13 protein-coding genes and 7 tRNA genes are annotated in these 17132 nt (G+C 53.3%); 15 read left to right on the top strand and 5 right to left on the bottom strand.

Going from position 1 to position 17132, the window contains the following annotated elements:
* Window positions 1-88: 88 nt before the first annotated feature.
* A complete protein-coding gene (gene fldA, locus V1603_RS09610) occupies window positions 89-619 on the top strand; it encodes a flavodoxin FldA (RefSeq protein ID WP_008501067.1) in 531 nt (176 codons plus the stop codon).
* A 290-nt stretch (window positions 620-909) separates the two neighbouring features.
* A complete protein-coding gene (gene fur / locus V1603_RS09605) occupies window positions 910-1356 on the top strand; it encodes a ferric iron uptake transcriptional regulator (RefSeq protein ID WP_028012361.1) in 447 nt (148 codons plus the stop codon).
* Window positions 1357-1448: 92 nt separating this feature from the next.
* Here fur and chiQ read toward each other — a convergent pair whose 3' ends face one another.
* From chiQ to nagE, 4 genes are all read right to left on the bottom strand, one after another.
* Window positions 1449-1775: a ChiQ/YbfN family lipoprotein gene (gene chiQ, locus V1603_RS09600; protein ID WP_233002469.1), complete on the bottom strand. Its 327-nt coding sequence runs from the start codon at window positions 1773-1775 to the stop codon at window positions 1449-1451.
* A gap of 47 nt (window positions 1776-1822) precedes the next feature.
* Window positions 1823-3220 (bottom strand): chitoporin, encoded by a 1398-nt coding sequence (gene chiP, locus V1603_RS09595; RefSeq protein WP_028012359.1) that lies wholly within the window; start codon window positions 3218-3220, stop codon window positions 1823-1825.
* Window positions 3221-3667: 447 nt separating this feature from the next.
* Window positions 3668-5335, bottom strand: coding sequence for a glutamine--tRNA ligase (gene glnS / locus V1603_RS09590; RefSeq protein WP_041910779.1), 1668 nt, complete (start codon window positions 5333-5335; stop codon window positions 3668-3670).
* Window positions 5336-5514: 179 nt separating this feature from the next.
* Window positions 5515-7464: a PTS N-acetyl glucosamine transporter subunit IIABC gene (gene nagE, locus V1603_RS09585; protein ID WP_116343893.1), complete on the bottom strand. Its 1950-nt coding sequence runs from the start codon at window positions 7462-7464 to the stop codon at window positions 5515-5517.
* A 328-nt stretch (window positions 7465-7792) separates the two neighbouring features.
* On the opposite strand from nagE, the gene nagB reads away from it, so the two are divergent.
* The 13 genes from nagB (at window position 7793) to V1603_RS09520 (ending at window position 15867) form a co-directional block, all read left to right on the top strand.
* Window positions 7793-8593, top strand: a complete 801-nt coding sequence (gene nagB / locus V1603_RS09580; protein WP_028012356.1) for a glucosamine-6-phosphate deaminase — start codon at window positions 7793-7795, stop codon at window positions 8591-8593.
* Window positions 8594-8648: 55 nt separating this feature from the next.
* Window positions 8649-9797 (top strand): N-acetylglucosamine-6-phosphate deacetylase, encoded by a 1149-nt coding sequence (gene nagA, locus V1603_RS09575; RefSeq protein ID WP_028012355.1) that lies wholly within the window; start codon window positions 8649-8651, stop codon window positions 9795-9797.
* Window positions 9798-9805: 8 nt separating this feature from the next.
* Window positions 9806-11026: an N-acetylglucosamine repressor gene (locus V1603_RS09570; protein WP_116343891.1), complete on the top strand. Its 1221-nt coding sequence runs from the start codon at window positions 9806-9808 to the stop codon at window positions 11024-11026.
* 45 nt (window positions 11027-11071) lie between these two features.
* The gene (gene nagD / locus V1603_RS09565; protein ID WP_116343890.1) at window positions 11072-11824 is read left to right on the top strand and encodes a ribonucleotide monophosphatase NagD; all 753 of its coding nucleotides are present in this window, start codon (window positions 11072-11074) and stop codon (window positions 11822-11824) included.
* Between the two features lie 249 nt (window positions 11825-12073).
* Window positions 12074-13738 carry an asparagine synthase B gene (gene asnB / locus V1603_RS09560; protein ID WP_163330463.1) on the top strand — a complete coding sequence of 555 codons (1665 nt, stop codon included), beginning with the start codon at window positions 12074-12076 and terminating at the stop codon, window positions 13736-13738.
* A 226-nt stretch (window positions 13739-13964) separates the two neighbouring features.
* Window positions 13965-14041: transfer RNA gene (locus V1603_RS09555), tRNA-Met, on the top strand.
* Between the two features lie 7 nt (window positions 14042-14048).
* Window positions 14049-14133, top strand: a tRNA-Leu gene (locus V1603_RS09550).
* Window positions 14134-14156: 23 nt separating this feature from the next.
* A tRNA-Gln gene (locus V1603_RS09545) sits at window positions 14157-14231 on the top strand.
* A 32-nt stretch (window positions 14232-14263) separates the two neighbouring features.
* Window positions 14264-14338, top strand: a tRNA-Gln gene (locus V1603_RS09540).
* A 17-nt stretch (window positions 14339-14355) separates the two neighbouring features.
* Window positions 14356-14432 (top strand) — tRNA-Met (locus tag V1603_RS09535).
* 39 nt (window positions 14433-14471) lie between these two features.
* Window positions 14472-14546: transfer RNA gene (locus V1603_RS09530), tRNA-Gln, on the top strand.
* A gap of 36 nt (window positions 14547-14582) precedes the next feature.
* Window positions 14583-14657: transfer RNA gene (locus V1603_RS09525), tRNA-Gln, on the top strand.
* 274 nt (window positions 14658-14931) lie between these two features.
* Window positions 14932-15867 carry an IS110 family transposase gene (locus V1603_RS09520; RefSeq protein WP_395313161.1) on the top strand — a complete coding sequence of 312 codons (936 nt, stop codon included), beginning with the start codon at window positions 14932-14934 and terminating at the stop codon, window positions 15865-15867.
* 69 nt (window positions 15868-15936) lie between these two features.
* Here V1603_RS09520 and ubiF read toward each other — a convergent pair whose 3' ends face one another.
* Window positions 15937-17112 carry a 3-demethoxyubiquinol 3-hydroxylase gene (ubiF, locus tag V1603_RS09515; protein WP_395313835.1) on the bottom strand — a complete coding sequence of 392 codons (1176 nt, stop codon included), beginning with the start codon at window positions 17110-17112 and terminating at the stop codon, window positions 15937-15939.
* Window positions 17113-17132: the final 20 nt, after the last annotated feature.

The raw sequence follows: 17132 nt of genomic DNA, 5'->3' as shown, positions 1-17132 counted from the left end.
CGCAGGGTTGCCAGTTCTGCTATTATTGCCCTTATCCGTGGCCGAATTGCGCCACCATACCATTAAGTTTCAAGAGGTTATTTTACTCATGGCAATCATCGGCATTTTCTTCGGCAGTGATACCGGCAATACCGAAAATATCGCAAAAAACATTCAGAAACAGCTCGGTAAAGACGTTGCTGATGTGCATGACATCGCCAAGAGCAGCAAAGAAGATCTCGAGGGCTATGACATTCTGCTGCTGGGTATTCCAACCTGGTACTACGGTGAAGCCCAGTGCGACTGGGACGATTTCTTCCCGACGCTGGAAGAGGTGGACTTCAACGGGAAGCTGGTCGCACTGTTTGGCTGTGGCGATCAGGAAGACTATGCCGAGTACTTCTGTGACGCGCTGGGGACGATTCGCGACATCATTGAGCCGAATGGCGCGGTTATTGTTGGTCACTGGCCGACTGCCGGTTACCACTTCGAAGCCTCTAAAGGCCTGGCCGATGACGATCATTTTGTGGGTCTGGCCATTGACGAAGACCGTCAGCCTGAGCTTACGGCAGAGCGTGTAGAGAAGTGGGTTAAGCAGATCCGTGAAGAACTCCACCTGGACGATATTCTCAACGCCTGATTTTTTCTACGGCGCAACGCAGGTTGCGCCCGTTTTCCAGGTAAAACCGATTAAATTAATTGCTACAAACTTTTAACTTTTTCGCCCAGACCTGTACAATGTCTCCCTGGCAAAATGTGGTTTCCATTGAGCAAGTTTGTTGGTGATACCACGTTTTTATAAGCATACTTTGCCTGAGACTTGCAGTTTTCATTTAGGCATGGCAGTTCTATAATGAGACGCATTAACCCAGGTGCATTTTCTGTCACTTCCTTCAGAAGTGAATCGTTTAGCAACAGGACAGATTCCGCATGACTGACAACAATACCGCATTAAAGAAGGCTGGCCTGAAAGTAACGCTTCCTCGATTAAAAATCCTCGAAGTGCTTCAGGGTCCAGACAATCACCATGTCAGTGCGGAAGACCTTTATAAACGTCTTATCGACATGGGTGAAGAGATTGGGCTGGCCACCGTTTATCGCGTGCTGAACCAGTTTGATGACGCGGGCATTGTTACCCGTCATAATTTCGAAGGCGGTAAATCTGTATTCGAACTGACCCAGCAGCATCACCACGATCACCTGATCTGCCTCGATTGCGGCAAGGTCATTGAATTTAGCGATGATTCCATCGAAGCGCGTCAGCGTGAAATCGCAGCTCGTCACGGCATTCGCCTGACCAACCACAGCCTGTACCTTTACGGTCACTGCGCTGAAGGGGATTGCCGCGAGAATGAACACGCTCACGACACAAAATAAGTTAGCGTTCATACTCTGAGCCAGCCGCAAGGTTGGCTTTTTTTTGCGTCAAAAAAGCCCGGTAAGCAAAGTGCCACCGGGCGTAAAGCAACTTATTTATTGTTATTGCGTATCTCGTTCCAGATCTTATCGCAACGCTTCGCCACTTCCTGATCGTTACCGGTTTTACGCGCCTGAATACAGGCCTGATAATCCATCACCCGAACGTTCTCCTGCGTCGCGAACTGCTCATGCGCTTTCTCTTTCTTCAACACATTCAGCACGCTCTGACAGGCTTCGATTTTCTCCGGCGAGGCTTCCGCAGTATTAATACAGGCGCTATACGCCTCCTTCAGACGGGAATCCTCTTTCGGCGCCTGAGTCTGAACGCACGCCACCAGCCCTGATGCCAGCAACGCGACGATTACGATTTTTTTCATCATGTGAAGTCTCCAGACCGGCGGGATTCAGCCCGCCGGTGTGCTCATCAGAAGATGGTGAATGGGGCGATAACCATGAATTTGACGTCACGTTCATCCTGGAAGATGTTGCCGTAACCGCCCGCATAGCTTGGAATATCGGAGTGGTTGTCATACTGGGTGAAGTGCAGCTTGAACATCGTGCCTTTCGCGCGGCCATCCTGCAGGGTATAGATAGCATCCAGGCTGTAGGAGGACTCTTTCAGGCGATAGTTTGGATCGTAGTAGGCATCCGGCGTCGCCATGTCTGCTGGTTTTGCGTCCCAGGCGTATGCGTAAGAAGCCCCCACCGCCCAGCCAGGCAGGTTCCAGTTTTTCAGGTCATACATGGCGCCGAAGAAGACCGCTTTCTCGCCGTCGGCGTTGAAGTCGGAGCGGTTATCCCACCAGATATCCAGACGACCGTTGGATGATGCATAGGTCGGGGTCATACGCTGCAGGAAGTAGCCCTGCTGCCCTTCCGCCTTCACCCATGTCCCTTCCAGACGCAAATCAACCTGACCGACTTTGTAGCCGAAGGTCAGCGCCTGAAGCCACGCGGTGCCGTTATAAATGTCATTTACGCTGCCATCGCTGACCTTATCGCGCGTACCGTAGAACTGGTAGCTGGTGCTCAGCGGGCTACCGGCGATATCAAATTTGTAGCTGGCTTTAGCAAAATACTGATCGATATAGCCTTCCGCCTGACCAAATGCGGCTTCCAGAACCAGATCGTTTTTAAAGTCGTACTTCGCGCCCAGCGAGTGGAGGTAATCGACTTTGGTTTTCTTATCGTTCTGGTAGAACTTATCCATTTCGATGTGCCACGGTGCTTTGTACTCGTTGGTCCACATATAGGAGAAGCTCAACGCACCTGCGTCACCGTAGTCAAAGTTAGCCCCGGCTTCTGCACCCTGATAGGTACCAGGCATAAAGCTCCAGTGCGGCGCTAACAGCGTCTGGCCGGTTGGCTGAATATACCCCCCGCGCGCCCAGACCGGGCCGTATTTAAATTTCGCTGCAGCCTTATAAAGGCTGATACCGCTTTTATCTCCGGACCAGTCTTCGTCATAGGCTTTATTGCTGGAGGAGAAGGCAATTTCGTTCGGGTGGCCGCTGTCGCCGTTTTCCGCCATTTCGATTGCGGTAAATGCGGCAATATCCAGACCGAACATATCAGCGGCATAGCCTGACTGGAAGTCCAGGTTGGCGTTCCAGGTGGAGTGAGAGAGGTTGGTTTTGTATTTATCTTCTGTGACATCTTTACGGTCACGTTCACGCTGCCAGTAATAAATACCGCCAGTGAGGGTAGAATCTTCGATGAAACCTGCTGCTTTCGCCTCTGGTGTCACCACCAGGCCCGACATTGCTGTCACACCGGCAATAGCCAGCGCCAGCGCACTACGTTTGCCACTGAACGTACGCATAGATTATTCCTCTTTGACGAATTAAAACGCCTTAAACGGCGAAAATATAAAAGACCAAATGGTCAGGGGTAGTTATAAATACCCTCGAATTAACTACCGTCTTTAGGTTATTTTTCGCGACGCGAATTATCAATGCTTTTCAGTGGGCAAAAGTCAGGATTATGACGAAGTGCACATAATTGGTAGTGCTTTGTAACATTTAGCCGGATGCGAGGTGTGGCGGGGCTAAAGCAGGTAATTTCAACGTATTAGATCGTAAAAAAACACGTATTTGTCTTTATTCACTTTTTTATCAGAAAGACAAACTTTTTTTAGAAAAATAAGTAGCACCACGTTGACCAAAAATTTTAGTTGGCCTAATTACGGGTCTACTTTAACGATATGATCATTAAATAAAAAAACGCCGCTATAAGCGGCGTTTGTTTCTCATTGACCAGTGCAGCGTTATTATTCGCCGATCTTCGTCCAGGTATCACGCAAACCTACGGTACGGTTAAATACCGGCTTTTCTGCCGTGCTGTAACGGCTGTCCAGGCAGAAGTAACCTTCACGTTCAAACTGGAATGCTTTGCCCGCTTCAGCCGCTTTCAGCGACGGCTCCGCGTAACCCTGTTTGATCACCAAAGATTCCGGGTTGATAGTCGCCAGGAAGTCTTCAGCTGCACCCGGGTTAGGCACGCTAAACAGACGATCGTACAGACGAATTTCTACCGGCAGCGCGTGGGAAGCGCTCACCCAGTGAATCACGCCTTTCACCTTGCGGCCATCTGCCGGATCTTTGCTCAGCGTCTCTGCATCGTACGAACAGAAGATGGTGGTGATGTTGCCTTCTGCATCTTTCTCTACGCGCTCGGCTTTGATGACGTAGGCATTACGCAGACGCACTTCTTTACCCAGCACCAGACGTTTGTACTGCTTATTGGCTTCTTCACGGAAGTCAGCACGATCGATCCAGATTTCACCGCTGAACGGCACGTCGCGGCTTCCCATTTCCGGTTTGTTCGGATGGTTAGGCATGGAGACCAGCTCGCTTCCACCCTGCGGGTAGTTTTCGATAACCAGCTTCACCGGATCGATAACGGCCATCGCGCGCGGGGCGTTTTCGTTGAGATCTTCACGAATGCAGGATTCCAGAGACGCCATTTCGATGGTGTTGTCCTGCTTGGTCACGCCAATACGTTTGCAGAACTCACGAATAGAGGCGGCAGTGTAACCACGACGGCGCAGACCAGAGATGGTTGGCATACGCGGATCGTCCCAACCCTCAACGTGCTTGTCTGTTACCAGCAGGTTCAGCTTACGCTTGGACATCACGGTGTATTCCAGATTCAGACGAGAGAACTCGTACTGACGCGGATGCACAGGAATGGTGATGTTATCCAGCACCCAGTCGTACAGACGACGGTTGTCCTGGAACTCCAGCGTACACAGGGAGTGCGTAATGCCTTCCAGCGCATCGCTAATGCAGTGGGTGAAGTCGTACATCGGGTAGATGCACCACTTGTTGCCGGTCTGGTGGTGTTCCGCAAATTTAATGCGGTACAGCACCGGGTCGCGCATCACGATGAACGGAGACGCCATGTCGATTTTGGCGCGCAGGCACGCTTTGCCTTCTTCGAAACCACCGGCACGCATTTTTTCAAACAGCGCCAGGTTCTCTTCCACGCTGCGATCGCGGAACGGGCTGTTTTTACCTGGCGCAGTCAGCGTACCGCGATACTCGCGGATTTCGTCAGCAGACAGTTCGTCGACGTATGCCAGACCTTTATTGATCAGCTCCACCGCGTAGGCATACAGCTGATCAAAATAGTCAGAGGAGTAGCAGATATCGCCAGACCAGTTGAAACCCAGCCATTGCACGTCGTTTTTAATGGACTCAACGTATTCGATGTCTTCTTTTACTGGGTTGGTGTCATCGAAACGCAGGTTGCACTGCCCCTGGTAATCTTGCGCAATGCCAAAGTTCAGGCAGATCGATTTCGCGTGACCAATGTGCAGGTAGCCGTTCGGCTCCGGCGGAAAACGCGTATGTACCGTGGTGTGCTTACCACTGGCCAGATCTTCATCGATGATCTGACGAATAAAGTTACTCGGGCGGGCTTCTGCCTCACTCATCGTGGATTCCTCAAAGCGTAAACAACGTATAACGGCGTATGATCTTATAAGCCGGACGTAGTGACAACCCTTAGTTACGGAAAATACGTATCAGATGAAAATAATGGGGGCATTTGCTGCAAAAAAAAGCGGCGGAGGATATCCCCCGCCGCTTAAGGCATGACTCTACTCAGGAGCGATTACTTGCCTTTAATCTCATACAGCGGTGTTTGGCCTGCAACAACCTGACCTTTCGCCTGAATGACCAGGCCGCTGAAGTCATCAATGTTGCTGCAAACGACCGGGCTAATCATGGAGCGCGCGTTGGCGTTCAGGAAGTCCAGATCCATTTCCAGAATCGGCTGACCCGCCACCACTTCAGCGCCCTCTTCTACCAGGCGAGTAAAGCCCTGACCGTTCAGCGCAACGGTATCGATACCCATATGGACAACGATCTCCGCGCCTTTTTCGGTTTCGAGGCAGAACGCGTGGTTGGTGTTGAAGATTTTCACGATGGTACCGGCCGCCGGAGACACAACGGTTTTGTCCGTTGGTTTCACCGCCACGCCGTCACCAACCGCTTTGCTGGCGAACGCTTCGTCAGGCACCTGCTCAAGCGCAACCACGTCACCGGTGACCGGGGACACCAGCGCAGCGATAGTCACCGCATTTGGCACGGCCTGCGGTTTTGCAACCGGCGCTTCAGCTACTGGAGCGCTATCCGTTGAGGCGGCAGCAACCGGCCCACGGGCAACCACTTTTTTCATTTCATCGCCGATAGATTCAGCTTTCGCACCCACGATAACCTGGATGGTTTGCTTATTCAGTTTCACCACACCAGACGCGCCCAGGCGTTTACACATCGCATCGCTCACGCGCGCGGAATCACCCACGGTCAGACGCAGACGAGTAATACAGGCGTCAATCGCTTTCAGGTTGTCGGTACCGCCGACTGCGGCAATGTAGCTGGTCGCCAGCTGGGTTAAACCTTCTTCGGTATTGCTGTTTGCTTCACTGGTAACAACATCTTCTTTCGTATCTTCGCGGCCCGGCGTTTTCAGGTTAAACATACGAATCACCGCGCTGAACAGAACGAAGTAGATAACGAAGAAGATCAGGCCCATCACCACCAGCATCCAGACGTTGCTGCTTGCCGCCGGCAGGTTGTACATCAACACGTAGTCAATGGCGCCTGCGGAGAAGGAGAAGCCCGCATGGATACCCAGAAGGGTGGCAACGAACAGGCTGATACCGGTCAGGATTGCGTGCATGAGGTACAGCAGCGGAGCCAGGAACATGAACAGGAATTCCAGTGGCTCGGTAACACCGGTCAGGAAAGCGGTAATCGCAACAGACAGCAGCATGCCGCCAACCATCGGACGACGCGCTTTTGGCGCGGCCAGGTACATAGCAAGCGCAGCACCAGGCAGACCAAACATCATAATTGGGAAGAAACCGGACATAAACATGCCCGCGGTGCCGTCACCCGCGTAGAAGCGGTTGATGTCGCCGTGGAAAACTGTGCCCGCCGCATTGGTAAACTCACCAATCTGGAACCATGCGATGGTATTCAGCACCTGATGCAGGCCTGTAGGGATCAGCAGACGGTTAATGAAACCGAAGATACCTGCGCCCATCGCACCCGCAGAAACGATCCACTCGCCGCCCGCATGAATGGCATGCTGCACCGGCGGCCAAACGTAGCCAAAAATCGCTGCCAGAACCAGACAGAAGAAGCCCGTCGCGATCGGAACGAAACGTTTTCCACCGAAGAAACTCAGGAAATCAGGAAGCTTAATATTTGCCCAGCGGTTATACACGGCGCCGCCAACCAGACCGGTAATGATACCCGCCAGCACGCCCATATTGATTTCAGGGTTAATGGTTACCATCGCTTTCGTCAGGATGAAATAACCGACTGCGCCTGCCAGAGCCGCAGCCCCTGCACTGTCTTTTGACCAACTGGACGCGACGCCGATGGCGAATATCAGCGCCAGGTTATCAAAAATAGCGCCGCCTGCCTGAGCAATGAACGGCACATTAAGAAGATCGGGTTGCCCGAATCGCAACAGTAATGCTGCAACCGGTAGCACGGCGATAGGGAGCTGCAAAGCCCTACCGAGGCGCTGGAAAAAACCTAAAATATTCATCCTATTCCCCCTACGAGGCCCGTTATCGGGCTCGTGCAGTAACTATGTTTTTATTGTGTCGACAACGATTAATACAGTTGATGATTCACTGGCATTGTGAGTGTGTGAAAAATTAATTCGTATCGCAAATTAAACACCCATTTTTTGTGATTTTTGTCACCAAATATCGTAATCCCTCCTCCCTTTCACTGGCTAACAGCCAAAACTTATTTTATCATTCAAAAAATCAAGACGGATTGATCCGGCCTGAAAGGTTCCAGGTTACGCTTAAGCATCAGGTTCCGATTACCATCCGCCCACTCTTCTACTTTAACTCTTGAGGTGAACAATGAGACTGATTCCCCTGGCAACTGCTGAACAAGTCGGTAAATGGGCCGCTCGCCATATCGTTAACCGTATTAATGCCTTCAAGCCTACTGCCGATCGTCCGTTCGTTCTTGGCCTTCCAACCGGTGGTACTCCACTGACCGCGTACAAAGCGCTGGTTGAAATGCACAAAGCGGGCCAGGTTAGCTTTAAACATGTTGTGACCTTCAACATGGACGAATATGTTGGCCTGCCAAAAGAACATCCTGAAAGCTACCATAGCTTCATGCACCGCAATTTCTTTGATCACGTTGATATCCCAGCTGAAAATATTAACCTGCTGAATGGAAATGCGCCTGATATTGACGCAGAATGCCGTCAGTACGAAGAAAAAATCCGTTCTTACGGTAAAATCCACCTGTTTATGGGTGGCGTGGGCAACGATGGGCATATCGCGTTCAACGAACCAGCCTCTTCTCTGGCTTCCCGTACCCGCATTAAAACGCTGACCCATGACACCCGCGTGGCAAACTCCCGCTTCTTTGACGGTGACGTGAACCAGGTTCCAAAATACGCCCTGACCGTTGGCGTAGGCACCCTGCTGGATGCTGAAGAGGTGATGATTCTGGTGCTGGGCGGCGTGAAAGCGCAGGCGCTCCAGGCTGCCGTTGAAGGCAACGTTAACCACATGTGGACCATCAGCTGCCTACAGCTGCATCCTAAATCAGTCATCGTCTGCGACGAACCGTCAACGATGGAGCTGAAAGTGAAAACGCTGAAATACTTCAACGAGTTAGAAGCAGAGAACATCAAAGGTCTGTAATTGAATAACCGCCTCTTCCACAAGAGGCGGCCGCTTTTTTTAACCGGGGGTCGTTATGTACGCTTTAACCCACGGTCGGATTTATACCGGCCATGAAATTCTGGATGACCATGCGATTGTTATCGCCAATGGCCTGATTGAACGTGTTTGTCCGCTGGCAGAGCTGCCGCCGGAGATTGAACAGCGCTCACTCAATGGAGCAGTAATCTCCCCCGGTTTCATCGACGTACAGCTGAACGGCTGCGGCGGCGTGCAATTCAACGACACCGCCGAGGCGGTGACGGTTGAAACGCTGGAAATCATGCAGAAAGCTAACGAGAAATCAGGCTGCACCAGCTATCTGCCGACGCTCATCACCAGCAGTGATGACCTGATGAAACAGGGTATCCGCGTGATGCGCGAATACCTGGCGAAACATCCGAATCAGGCGCTGGGTCTGCACCTGGAAGGACCATGGCTGAATATAGTGAAGAAAGGCACGCATAATCCGGATTACGTGCGCAAGCCTGATGCTGAACTGGTCGACTACATGTGTGCCAACGCTGATGTAATCGCTAAAGTGACGCTGGCGCCTGAAATGACCGGCACTGAGGTCATCAGCAAACTGGCTGCCGCCGGGATTGTGGTTTCCGCAGGCCACTCAAACGCCACGCTGAAAGAAGCCAAAGCGGGCTTCCGTGCGGGTATTACCTTTGCCACGCACCTTTACAACGCCATGCCGTATATTACCGGCCGTGAACCGGGTCTGGTCGGAGCGATTCTCGACGAACCGGACGTCTACTGCGGCATTATCGCTGATGGTATGCACGTTGATTACACCAACATTCGCAATGCCAAGCGGCTGAAAGGTGACAAGCTCTGCCTGGTCACCGATGCCACTGCGCCAGCAGGTGCAAATATTGAGCAGTTCATTTTTGCCGGTAAAACAATATACTACCGCAACGGACTGTGTGTGGATGAAAACGGTACGCTGAGTGGCTCCTCTTTGACCATGATTGAAGGGGTGCGTAATCTGGTTGAGCATTGCGGGATTGCGCTTGATGAAGTCCTGCGTATGGCCACTCTTTATCCGGCTCGCGCCATCGGCGTGGATAAACAGCTTGGCGGAATTGCACCAGGTATGGTTGCAAACCTGACGGCATTCACACACGATTATAAAATTATTAAGACCATCGTTAATGGTAACGAGGTCGTCACTGAGTAAGTAAAAGTATGACACCAGGCGGACAAGCTCAAATCGGTAATGTCGATCTCGTTAAACAACTTAACAGTGCGGCGGTTTATCGCCTGATTGACCAACATGGTCCAATCTCGCGGATTCAGATAGCCGAACAAAGCCAGCTTGCTCCCGCCAGCGTGACAAAAATCACCCGCCAGCTCATTGAGCGCGGTTTGATCAAAGAAGTCGATCAGCAGGCCTCCACCGGGGGCCGCCGCGCCATCTCCATTATTACCGAAACCCGCAACTTTCAGGCCATTGGCGTCCGGCTTGGTCGTCATGACACCACGCTCACGCTCTACGATCTGAGCAGCAAAGCCATTGCCGAAGAGCACTACCCGCTGCCCGAACGCACCCAGGAGACGCTGGAACACGCGCTGCTGAATACCATCGCGCACTTTATTGAAAGCTGTCAGCGCAAGATCCGCGAACTCATCGCCATCTCCGTCATTTTGCCGGGCCTCGTCGACCCGGAAAGCGGTGTGATCCGTTACATGCCGCATATTCAGGTTGAGAACTGGGCGCTGGTCGACGCGCTGGAGAAACGCTTTAAGGTGACCTGCTTTGTCGGCCACGATATTCGATCTTTAGCGCTGGCTGAGCACTACTTTGGTGCGAGTCAGGACTGCGAAGACTCTATTCTGGTGCGCGTACACCGCGGTACGGGCGCTGGCATTATCTCCAATGGCCGTATATTTATTGGTCGCAATGGTAACGTTGGCGAGATCGGCCACATTCAGGTTGAGCCGCTCGGCGAACGCTGCCACTGCGGCAACTTCGGCTGCCTTGAAACCATCGCCGCCAACACGGCCATCGAGCAGCGCGTTCGCCACCTGCTTGAGCAGGGTTATCAAAGCCGCGTCTCACTGGACGATTGCAAGATAGGCACCATCTGCAAAGCCGCCAATAAAGGCGACGCCCTGGCCTGTGAGGTGATCGAGCAGGTAGGTCGCCATCTGGGGAAAACCATCGCTATCGCCATTAACCTGTTTAACCCACAAAAAGTGGTGATCGCCGGAGAGATTGTTGAAGCGGAAAAGGTGCTGCTGCCCGCCATCGAAGGCTGTATTAACACCCAGGCGCTGAAAGCATTCCGCCAGAATCTTCCGGTGGTTCGTTCGAAGCTTGACCATCGCTCGGCGATTGGCGCATTTGCGCTGGTCAAGCGCGCCATGCTCAACGGGATCCTGCTCCAGCATTTGCTGGAATCCTGATCGGACCTTATAGTAACGCCTTCTTTTTTTGATGTCGGAATGTCCATGACCATTAAGAATGTAATTTGTGATATCGACGGCGTGCTGATGCACGACAACGTTGCCGTGCCGGGTGCTGCGGAGTTTCTGCACCGCATCATCGACAAAGGAATGCCACTGGTTCTGCTCACGAACTACCCTTCCCAAACCGGTCAGGATCTGGCGAACCGTTTTGCCACCGCAGGCGTCGACGTGCCGGACAGCGTGTTTTATACCTCGGCAATGGCCACGGCGGATTTTCTGAAGCGTCAGGAAGGGAAAAAAGCTTACGTAGTGGGTGAAGGCGCGCTGATCCACGAACTGTATAAAGCAGGCTTTACCATTACCGATGTGAACCCGGACTTTGTGATTGTCGGCGAAACACGCTCCTTTAACTGGGAGATGATGCATAAAGCTGCCTACTTTGTCGCCAGCGGCGCGCGCTTTATCGCCACCAACCCGGACACGCACGGGCGTGGTTTTTATCCTGCCTGCGGCGCGCTGTGTGCCGGTATCGAAAAAATCTCCGGTCGTCAGCCGTTTGTGGTCGGAAAACCGAGCCCGTGGATCATTCGTGCCGCGCTGAACAAAATGCAGGCCCACTCTGAAGAAACGGTCATCGTCGGCGACAACCTGCGCACCGATATCCTGGCCGGTTTCCAGGCGGGTCTGGAAACTATCTTAGTGCTTTCCGGCGTCTCGCAGATTGATGACATTGACTCAATGCCGTTCAGGCCAAGCTGGATTTACCCCTCCGTCGACGAAATCGACATTATCTGATACTGAACCACGCCTCAGGGCGTGGTTTTTCATTTTCAGCCCATACAAACAAAACCCCATCTAACAAAAAGCATGTTTTATTGCATAATCATCAATAAAAGGATGAGTGACGTACTCTTTTTTCACTATTCCACAATCACTATTGCACTATTTCCGTTTTAACCCGTAAAACCCTTGCGCCCCTCCCCCCTTTGCGGCATTTTCATAAGCAAGCAACATCACAATGCAACAGGGTTAACGGAGAAAGTTATGTGTTCAATTTTTGGCGTACTGGATATTAAAACTGACGCGGGCGAACTGCGTAAAAAGGCACTCGAACTGTCCCGCCTGATGCGCCATCGCGGACCGGACTGGTCAGGCGTATACGCCAGCGATAAAGCGATTCTGGCTCACGAACGTCTGTCTATTGTTGACGTCAACGCCGGTGCACAGCCGCTGTATAACGAGAAAAAAACGCACGCGCTGGCTGTCAACGGTGAAATCTATAACCATCAGGCGCTGCGCGCCGAGTACGGCGACCGCTACGCGTTCCAGACAGGGTCTGACTGTGAAGTGATCCTGGCGCTGTATCAGGAGAAAGGTCCCGAGTTTCTCGACGATCTGCAGGGCATGTTTGCCTTCGCCCTGTACGACAGCGAAAAAGACGCCTGGCTGATTGGCCGCGACCACATCGGTATTATCCCGCTGTACATGGGCCACGATGAACACGGCAACTTCTATGTCGCGTCCGAAATGAAAGCCCTGGTTCCGGTTTGCCGCACTATTAAAGAGTTCCCGGCTGGCAGCTATCTTTGGAGTAAAGACGGTGAAATCCGTCCGTACTATCAGCGCGACTGGTTCGATTATGACGCGGTTAAAGACAACGTGACGGATAAAGCCGAGCTGCGTCAGGCGCTGGAAGATTCCGTGAAAAGCCACCTGATGTCAGACGTGCCTTACGGCGTACTGCTTTCCGGCGGTCTGGACTCCTCCGTGATCTCCGCGATTACCAAGAAATTCGCTGCTCGTCGCGTGGAAGATCAGGAGCGCTCCGAAGCCTGGTGGCCGCAGTTGCACTCCTTCGCCGTGGGTCTGGAAGGGGCACCTGACCTGAAAGCCGCGCAGGAAGTGGCAAACCATCTCGGCACCGTGCACCATGAAATTCACTTCACCGTGCAGGAAGGTCTGGATGCAATCCGCGATGTGATCTATCACATTGAGACCTATGACGTGACCACCATTCGCGCCTCCACGCCGATGTACCTGATGTCGCGTAAGATCAAAGCGATGGGCATCAAGATGGTGCTCTCCGGTGAAGGTTCTGATGAAGTGTTTGGCGGCTATCTGTACTTCCACAAAGCGCCAAACGCCAAAGAGCTGCATGAAGAGACCGTGCGTAAGCTGCAGGCGCTGCACATGTTCGACTGTGCGCGAGCCAACAAAGCGATGTCGGCCTGGGGTGTGGAAGCGCGCGTGCCGTTCCTGGATAAAAAATTCCTCGACGTGGCGATGCGCATCAACCCAGAGGACAAGATGTGCGGCAACGGCAAGATGGAAAAACATATTCTGCGTGAATGCTTTGAATCCTACCTGCCGGCGAGCGTGGCCTGGCGTCAGAAAGAGCAGTTCTCTGATGGCGTTGGCTACAGCTGGATCGACACCCTGAAAGAGGTGGCGGCGAAACAGGTTTCTGACCAACAGCTGGAAACCGCAAGCTTCCGCTTCCCGTACAACACGCCGGGCTCGAAAGAGGCGTACCTGTACCGTGAGATCTTTGAAGAGCTGTTCCCGGTTCCGAGCGCTGCCGAATGTGTTCCTGGCGGTCCGTCCGTGGCCTGTTCATCCGCAAAAGCCATTGAATGGGATGAATCTTTCAAGGCGATGAACGATCCATCAGGACGCGCGGTTGGCGTTCACCAGTCCGCCTATAAATAATCACAACGATTTCAAACAGGCCCTCAGGGGCCTGTTTTTTTTGCCTCACATTTCACCACCGAAAACCGATTAATAACCAATAATTGCCGAATATTCGGCCACGCTGTTCGCAACCTAACCAAACAGTCACATTCCGGCTATTTTCGTTGAAAAAGGTGTTGACGCTGCAAGGGTCTATACGCATAATGCGCCCCGCAACGCCGATAAGGTAACGCGAAAAAAAGATGGCTACGTAGCTCAGTTGGTTAGAGCACATCACTCATAATGATGGGGTCACAGGTTCGAATCCCGTCGTAGCCACCATCTTTTTGCGGGAGTGGCGAAATTGGTAGACGCACCAGATTTAGGTTCTGGCGCCGCAAGGTGTGCGAGTTCAAGTCTCGCCTCCCGCACCATTCCCGGGTAAGCGTTGCACGGATGGGGTATCGCCAAGCGGTAAGGCACCGGTTTTTGATACCGGCATTCCCTGGTTCGAATCCAGGTACCCCAGCCATATTTCTTCGATTTTGCGGTTCTCCGCGGTATTGGGGTATCGCCAAGCGGTAAGGCACCGGTTTTTGATACCGGCATTCCCTGGTTCGAATCCAGGTACCCCAGCCATCGAAGACTGCAGTACTGGCTACGTAGCTCAGTTGGTTAGAGCACATCACTCATAATGATGGGGTCACAGGTTCGAATCCCGTCGTAGCCACCAAATTAAGATTATCGATTTGTTTCGGTAATAAAAAATTGTTGGGGTATCGCCAAGCGGTAAGGCACCGGATTCTGATTCCGGCATTCCGAGGTTCGAATCCTCGTACCCCAGCCAATTTAAAAAGTCGTTAAGCCGTATGTTTAACGCAATTGGGGTGTCGCCAAGCGGTAAGGCTCTGGTTTCTGATACCAGCATTCCGGGGTTCGAATCCCTGCACCCCAGCCACTTAAAACAAATAAGCCCGCTCTGCGGGCTTTTTTGTTTTTGTTGCTCAGAATTGTGCGGCCTGATGCCCTTGTATGTTTAAAGTCACTTCAGTTACCCGTCTACAGACGGGTAAACTGTCACTGAGTTTCACCTGATGCCACAGCCCGTTAGCCCTCTGGGTTTTCAAGCCCGCGGGTGAGCTCATGGCGTGGCATCAGTTTTCCTGTTAACCCGAACAGCTGCCCGGGCGGCCTGTGCCAGCCCGTATATTACAAGGCCGGGAGACATGAACATGACTGAACATACCACCGTCGGCATCGATATTGCCAAAGACACTTTTGACGTCTTCATCAGTCCTGACGGACTGTTTCTCCATCTGGAGAACACCCCACACGGGCACCAGCAACTCCTCGATGCACTCGCATCCCGCACCGTTGTTCGCATCGTGATGGAGGCCACCGGCCGTTACCATAACCTTCTGGCTGCCACGCTTGAGCTTGCCGGCCTTCCCGTCGCCGTGGTGAACCCCGCTCAGGTCAGACATTTCGCCCGGGCGCTGGGAACACTCTTCAAGACCGACCCGAATGATGCCCGTATTATCTGCGAGTTTGGTCGCAGGATGACGCCGGATGTACGCCCCGCACCAGACGAGCAGACGCAGCGTCTGGCCATGATGGTATCCCGTCGTCGTCAGCTGGTGGACAACAGAACCATGGAGCAGAACCGCTACGGCTCCTGCACCGACGAACTCATCCGGACGGGTATCAAACGGCATATCGACTGGCTGAACGCGGAGATAAAGGACACGGATGACGACATAGACCGGCAGATAAAAGTGATGCCGCTATGGCAGGAGAAGGTAAAGCTTCTGGAGGAAGTGAAAGGTATCGGGCGGACAACACTGGCGGTTCTGCTGTCGATGCTGCCTGAGCTGGGGCAGCTTAGCAGACGTAAAATCAGTGCCCTGGTCGGGGTGTGTCCGTATGCGCATGACAGCGGAAAAATGAAAGGAAAACGCTGTATCTGGGGAGGACGGAGTGCAGTGCGGGCAGCGTTGTATATGGCTGCGATGTCAGCGGTGCGTTATAACCCGACCATACAGGCGTTTTTTGAGAGACTGAGAGGAAAGGGAAAAGCGTTTAAAGTGGCAATGACGGCCTGCGTCAGGAAGCTGGTGACAATCCTGAATGCAATGGTGCGGGACAATAAAAAATGGGTGGCAGCTTAGCCGTCAGCCGTTGACTTTAAACACAGCTGCTCACCCCTGGCCCTCTCCCACTGGGAGAGGGAATAATGATTAGAGTCCTAAGGCGTATTTCAGCGCCTGACGCTTCAGACCACCGGCACGCTCTGCTGCCATCAATCCGATGTTACGCAGAATGCGCACCGGAGCTACGTCATTGCTGAACCCGGCATAGAACAGATCCATCCCCGACTGCATGATGAAGTTATCCGCCATACGGCGCGTCTGGTAGCGCTTGAGTACCTGATGGCTGGCCCATGCCTCCGCATGACCGCGCGCATTGCTTAAAACATCCAGCAAGGCGTCGACGTCACGGTATCCAAGGTTGACTCCCTGCCCCGCCAGCGGGTGAATGGTGTGTGCCGCATCGCCCACCAGCGCCAGCCCTTCACGGGCATACTGTAACGCGTGGCGCCGCGTGAGCGGAAATGCCCCTGCGGCGACCGGCGTCACGTTGCCCAAACGGCTCGGGAAGTGAAGCAAGATCTCGCGCTGCAGCTGCTCCATCGACAGCCCCTGCAGCTGGCGAATGCGCGCCGGCTTGTCGTACCAGACCAGCGACGCCCAGTTATCATACAGCGGTAAAAACGCGTGCGGACCGTTCGGAGTAAAGTGCTGCCAGGTGCTTTCACCCGGCGCATTCTCGCACTGAACGGTAATCAGCATACAGGACTGCTGGTACTGCCAGGCATGAACGCCGATGCCCGCCATCTCCCTGACCTGCGAGTTAGCGCCATCGGCCCCGACGACCAGCTTCACTGCCAGCTCATCGCCGCTGTCGAGGATCAGTAGATAGCCACTCTCGTGAGGATGCAGTGCCTTAAGTGACGCAGGCATACGCAGCGTCACCTTCGGATGTGCCTCCAGCGCCTGCCAGAGCGCCAGCTGGAGCACGTTGTTTTCCACCATATAGCCCAGGCGCGGCAACTTCAGCTCAGCGGCGTCAAACGACACGTGAGCATTTTCCCACTCCCAGGTTTCAAGGCGGCTGTAAGGATGCGCACGCATCGCCAGCACCGCCTCCCAGACGCCCAGGCCGCGCAGCAGATCGACGGACGCCGCGCTGATGGCGGAAATGCGCACGTCCGGTTTGCTGGCGGGATCGAATGCCGGCGGTGCCGACTGCTCAATTACCGTTACCTCAAATCCCTGCTGCGCCAGCCCCAGCGCCAGCGCGCCGCCGACCATACCGCCGCCGACAACGGCAACTTCGGTGTGTTGGAGTGTCATGGTCATTTTTCCTTCTTGGA

The organism is Enterobacter sp. ECC-219, assembly GCF_043966805.1.
Classification (GTDB): domain Bacteria; phylum Pseudomonadota; class Gammaproteobacteria; order Enterobacterales; family Enterobacteriaceae; genus Enterobacter; species Enterobacter cloacae_N.
This window is presented reverse-complemented; position numbering and strand designations above follow the sequence as displayed.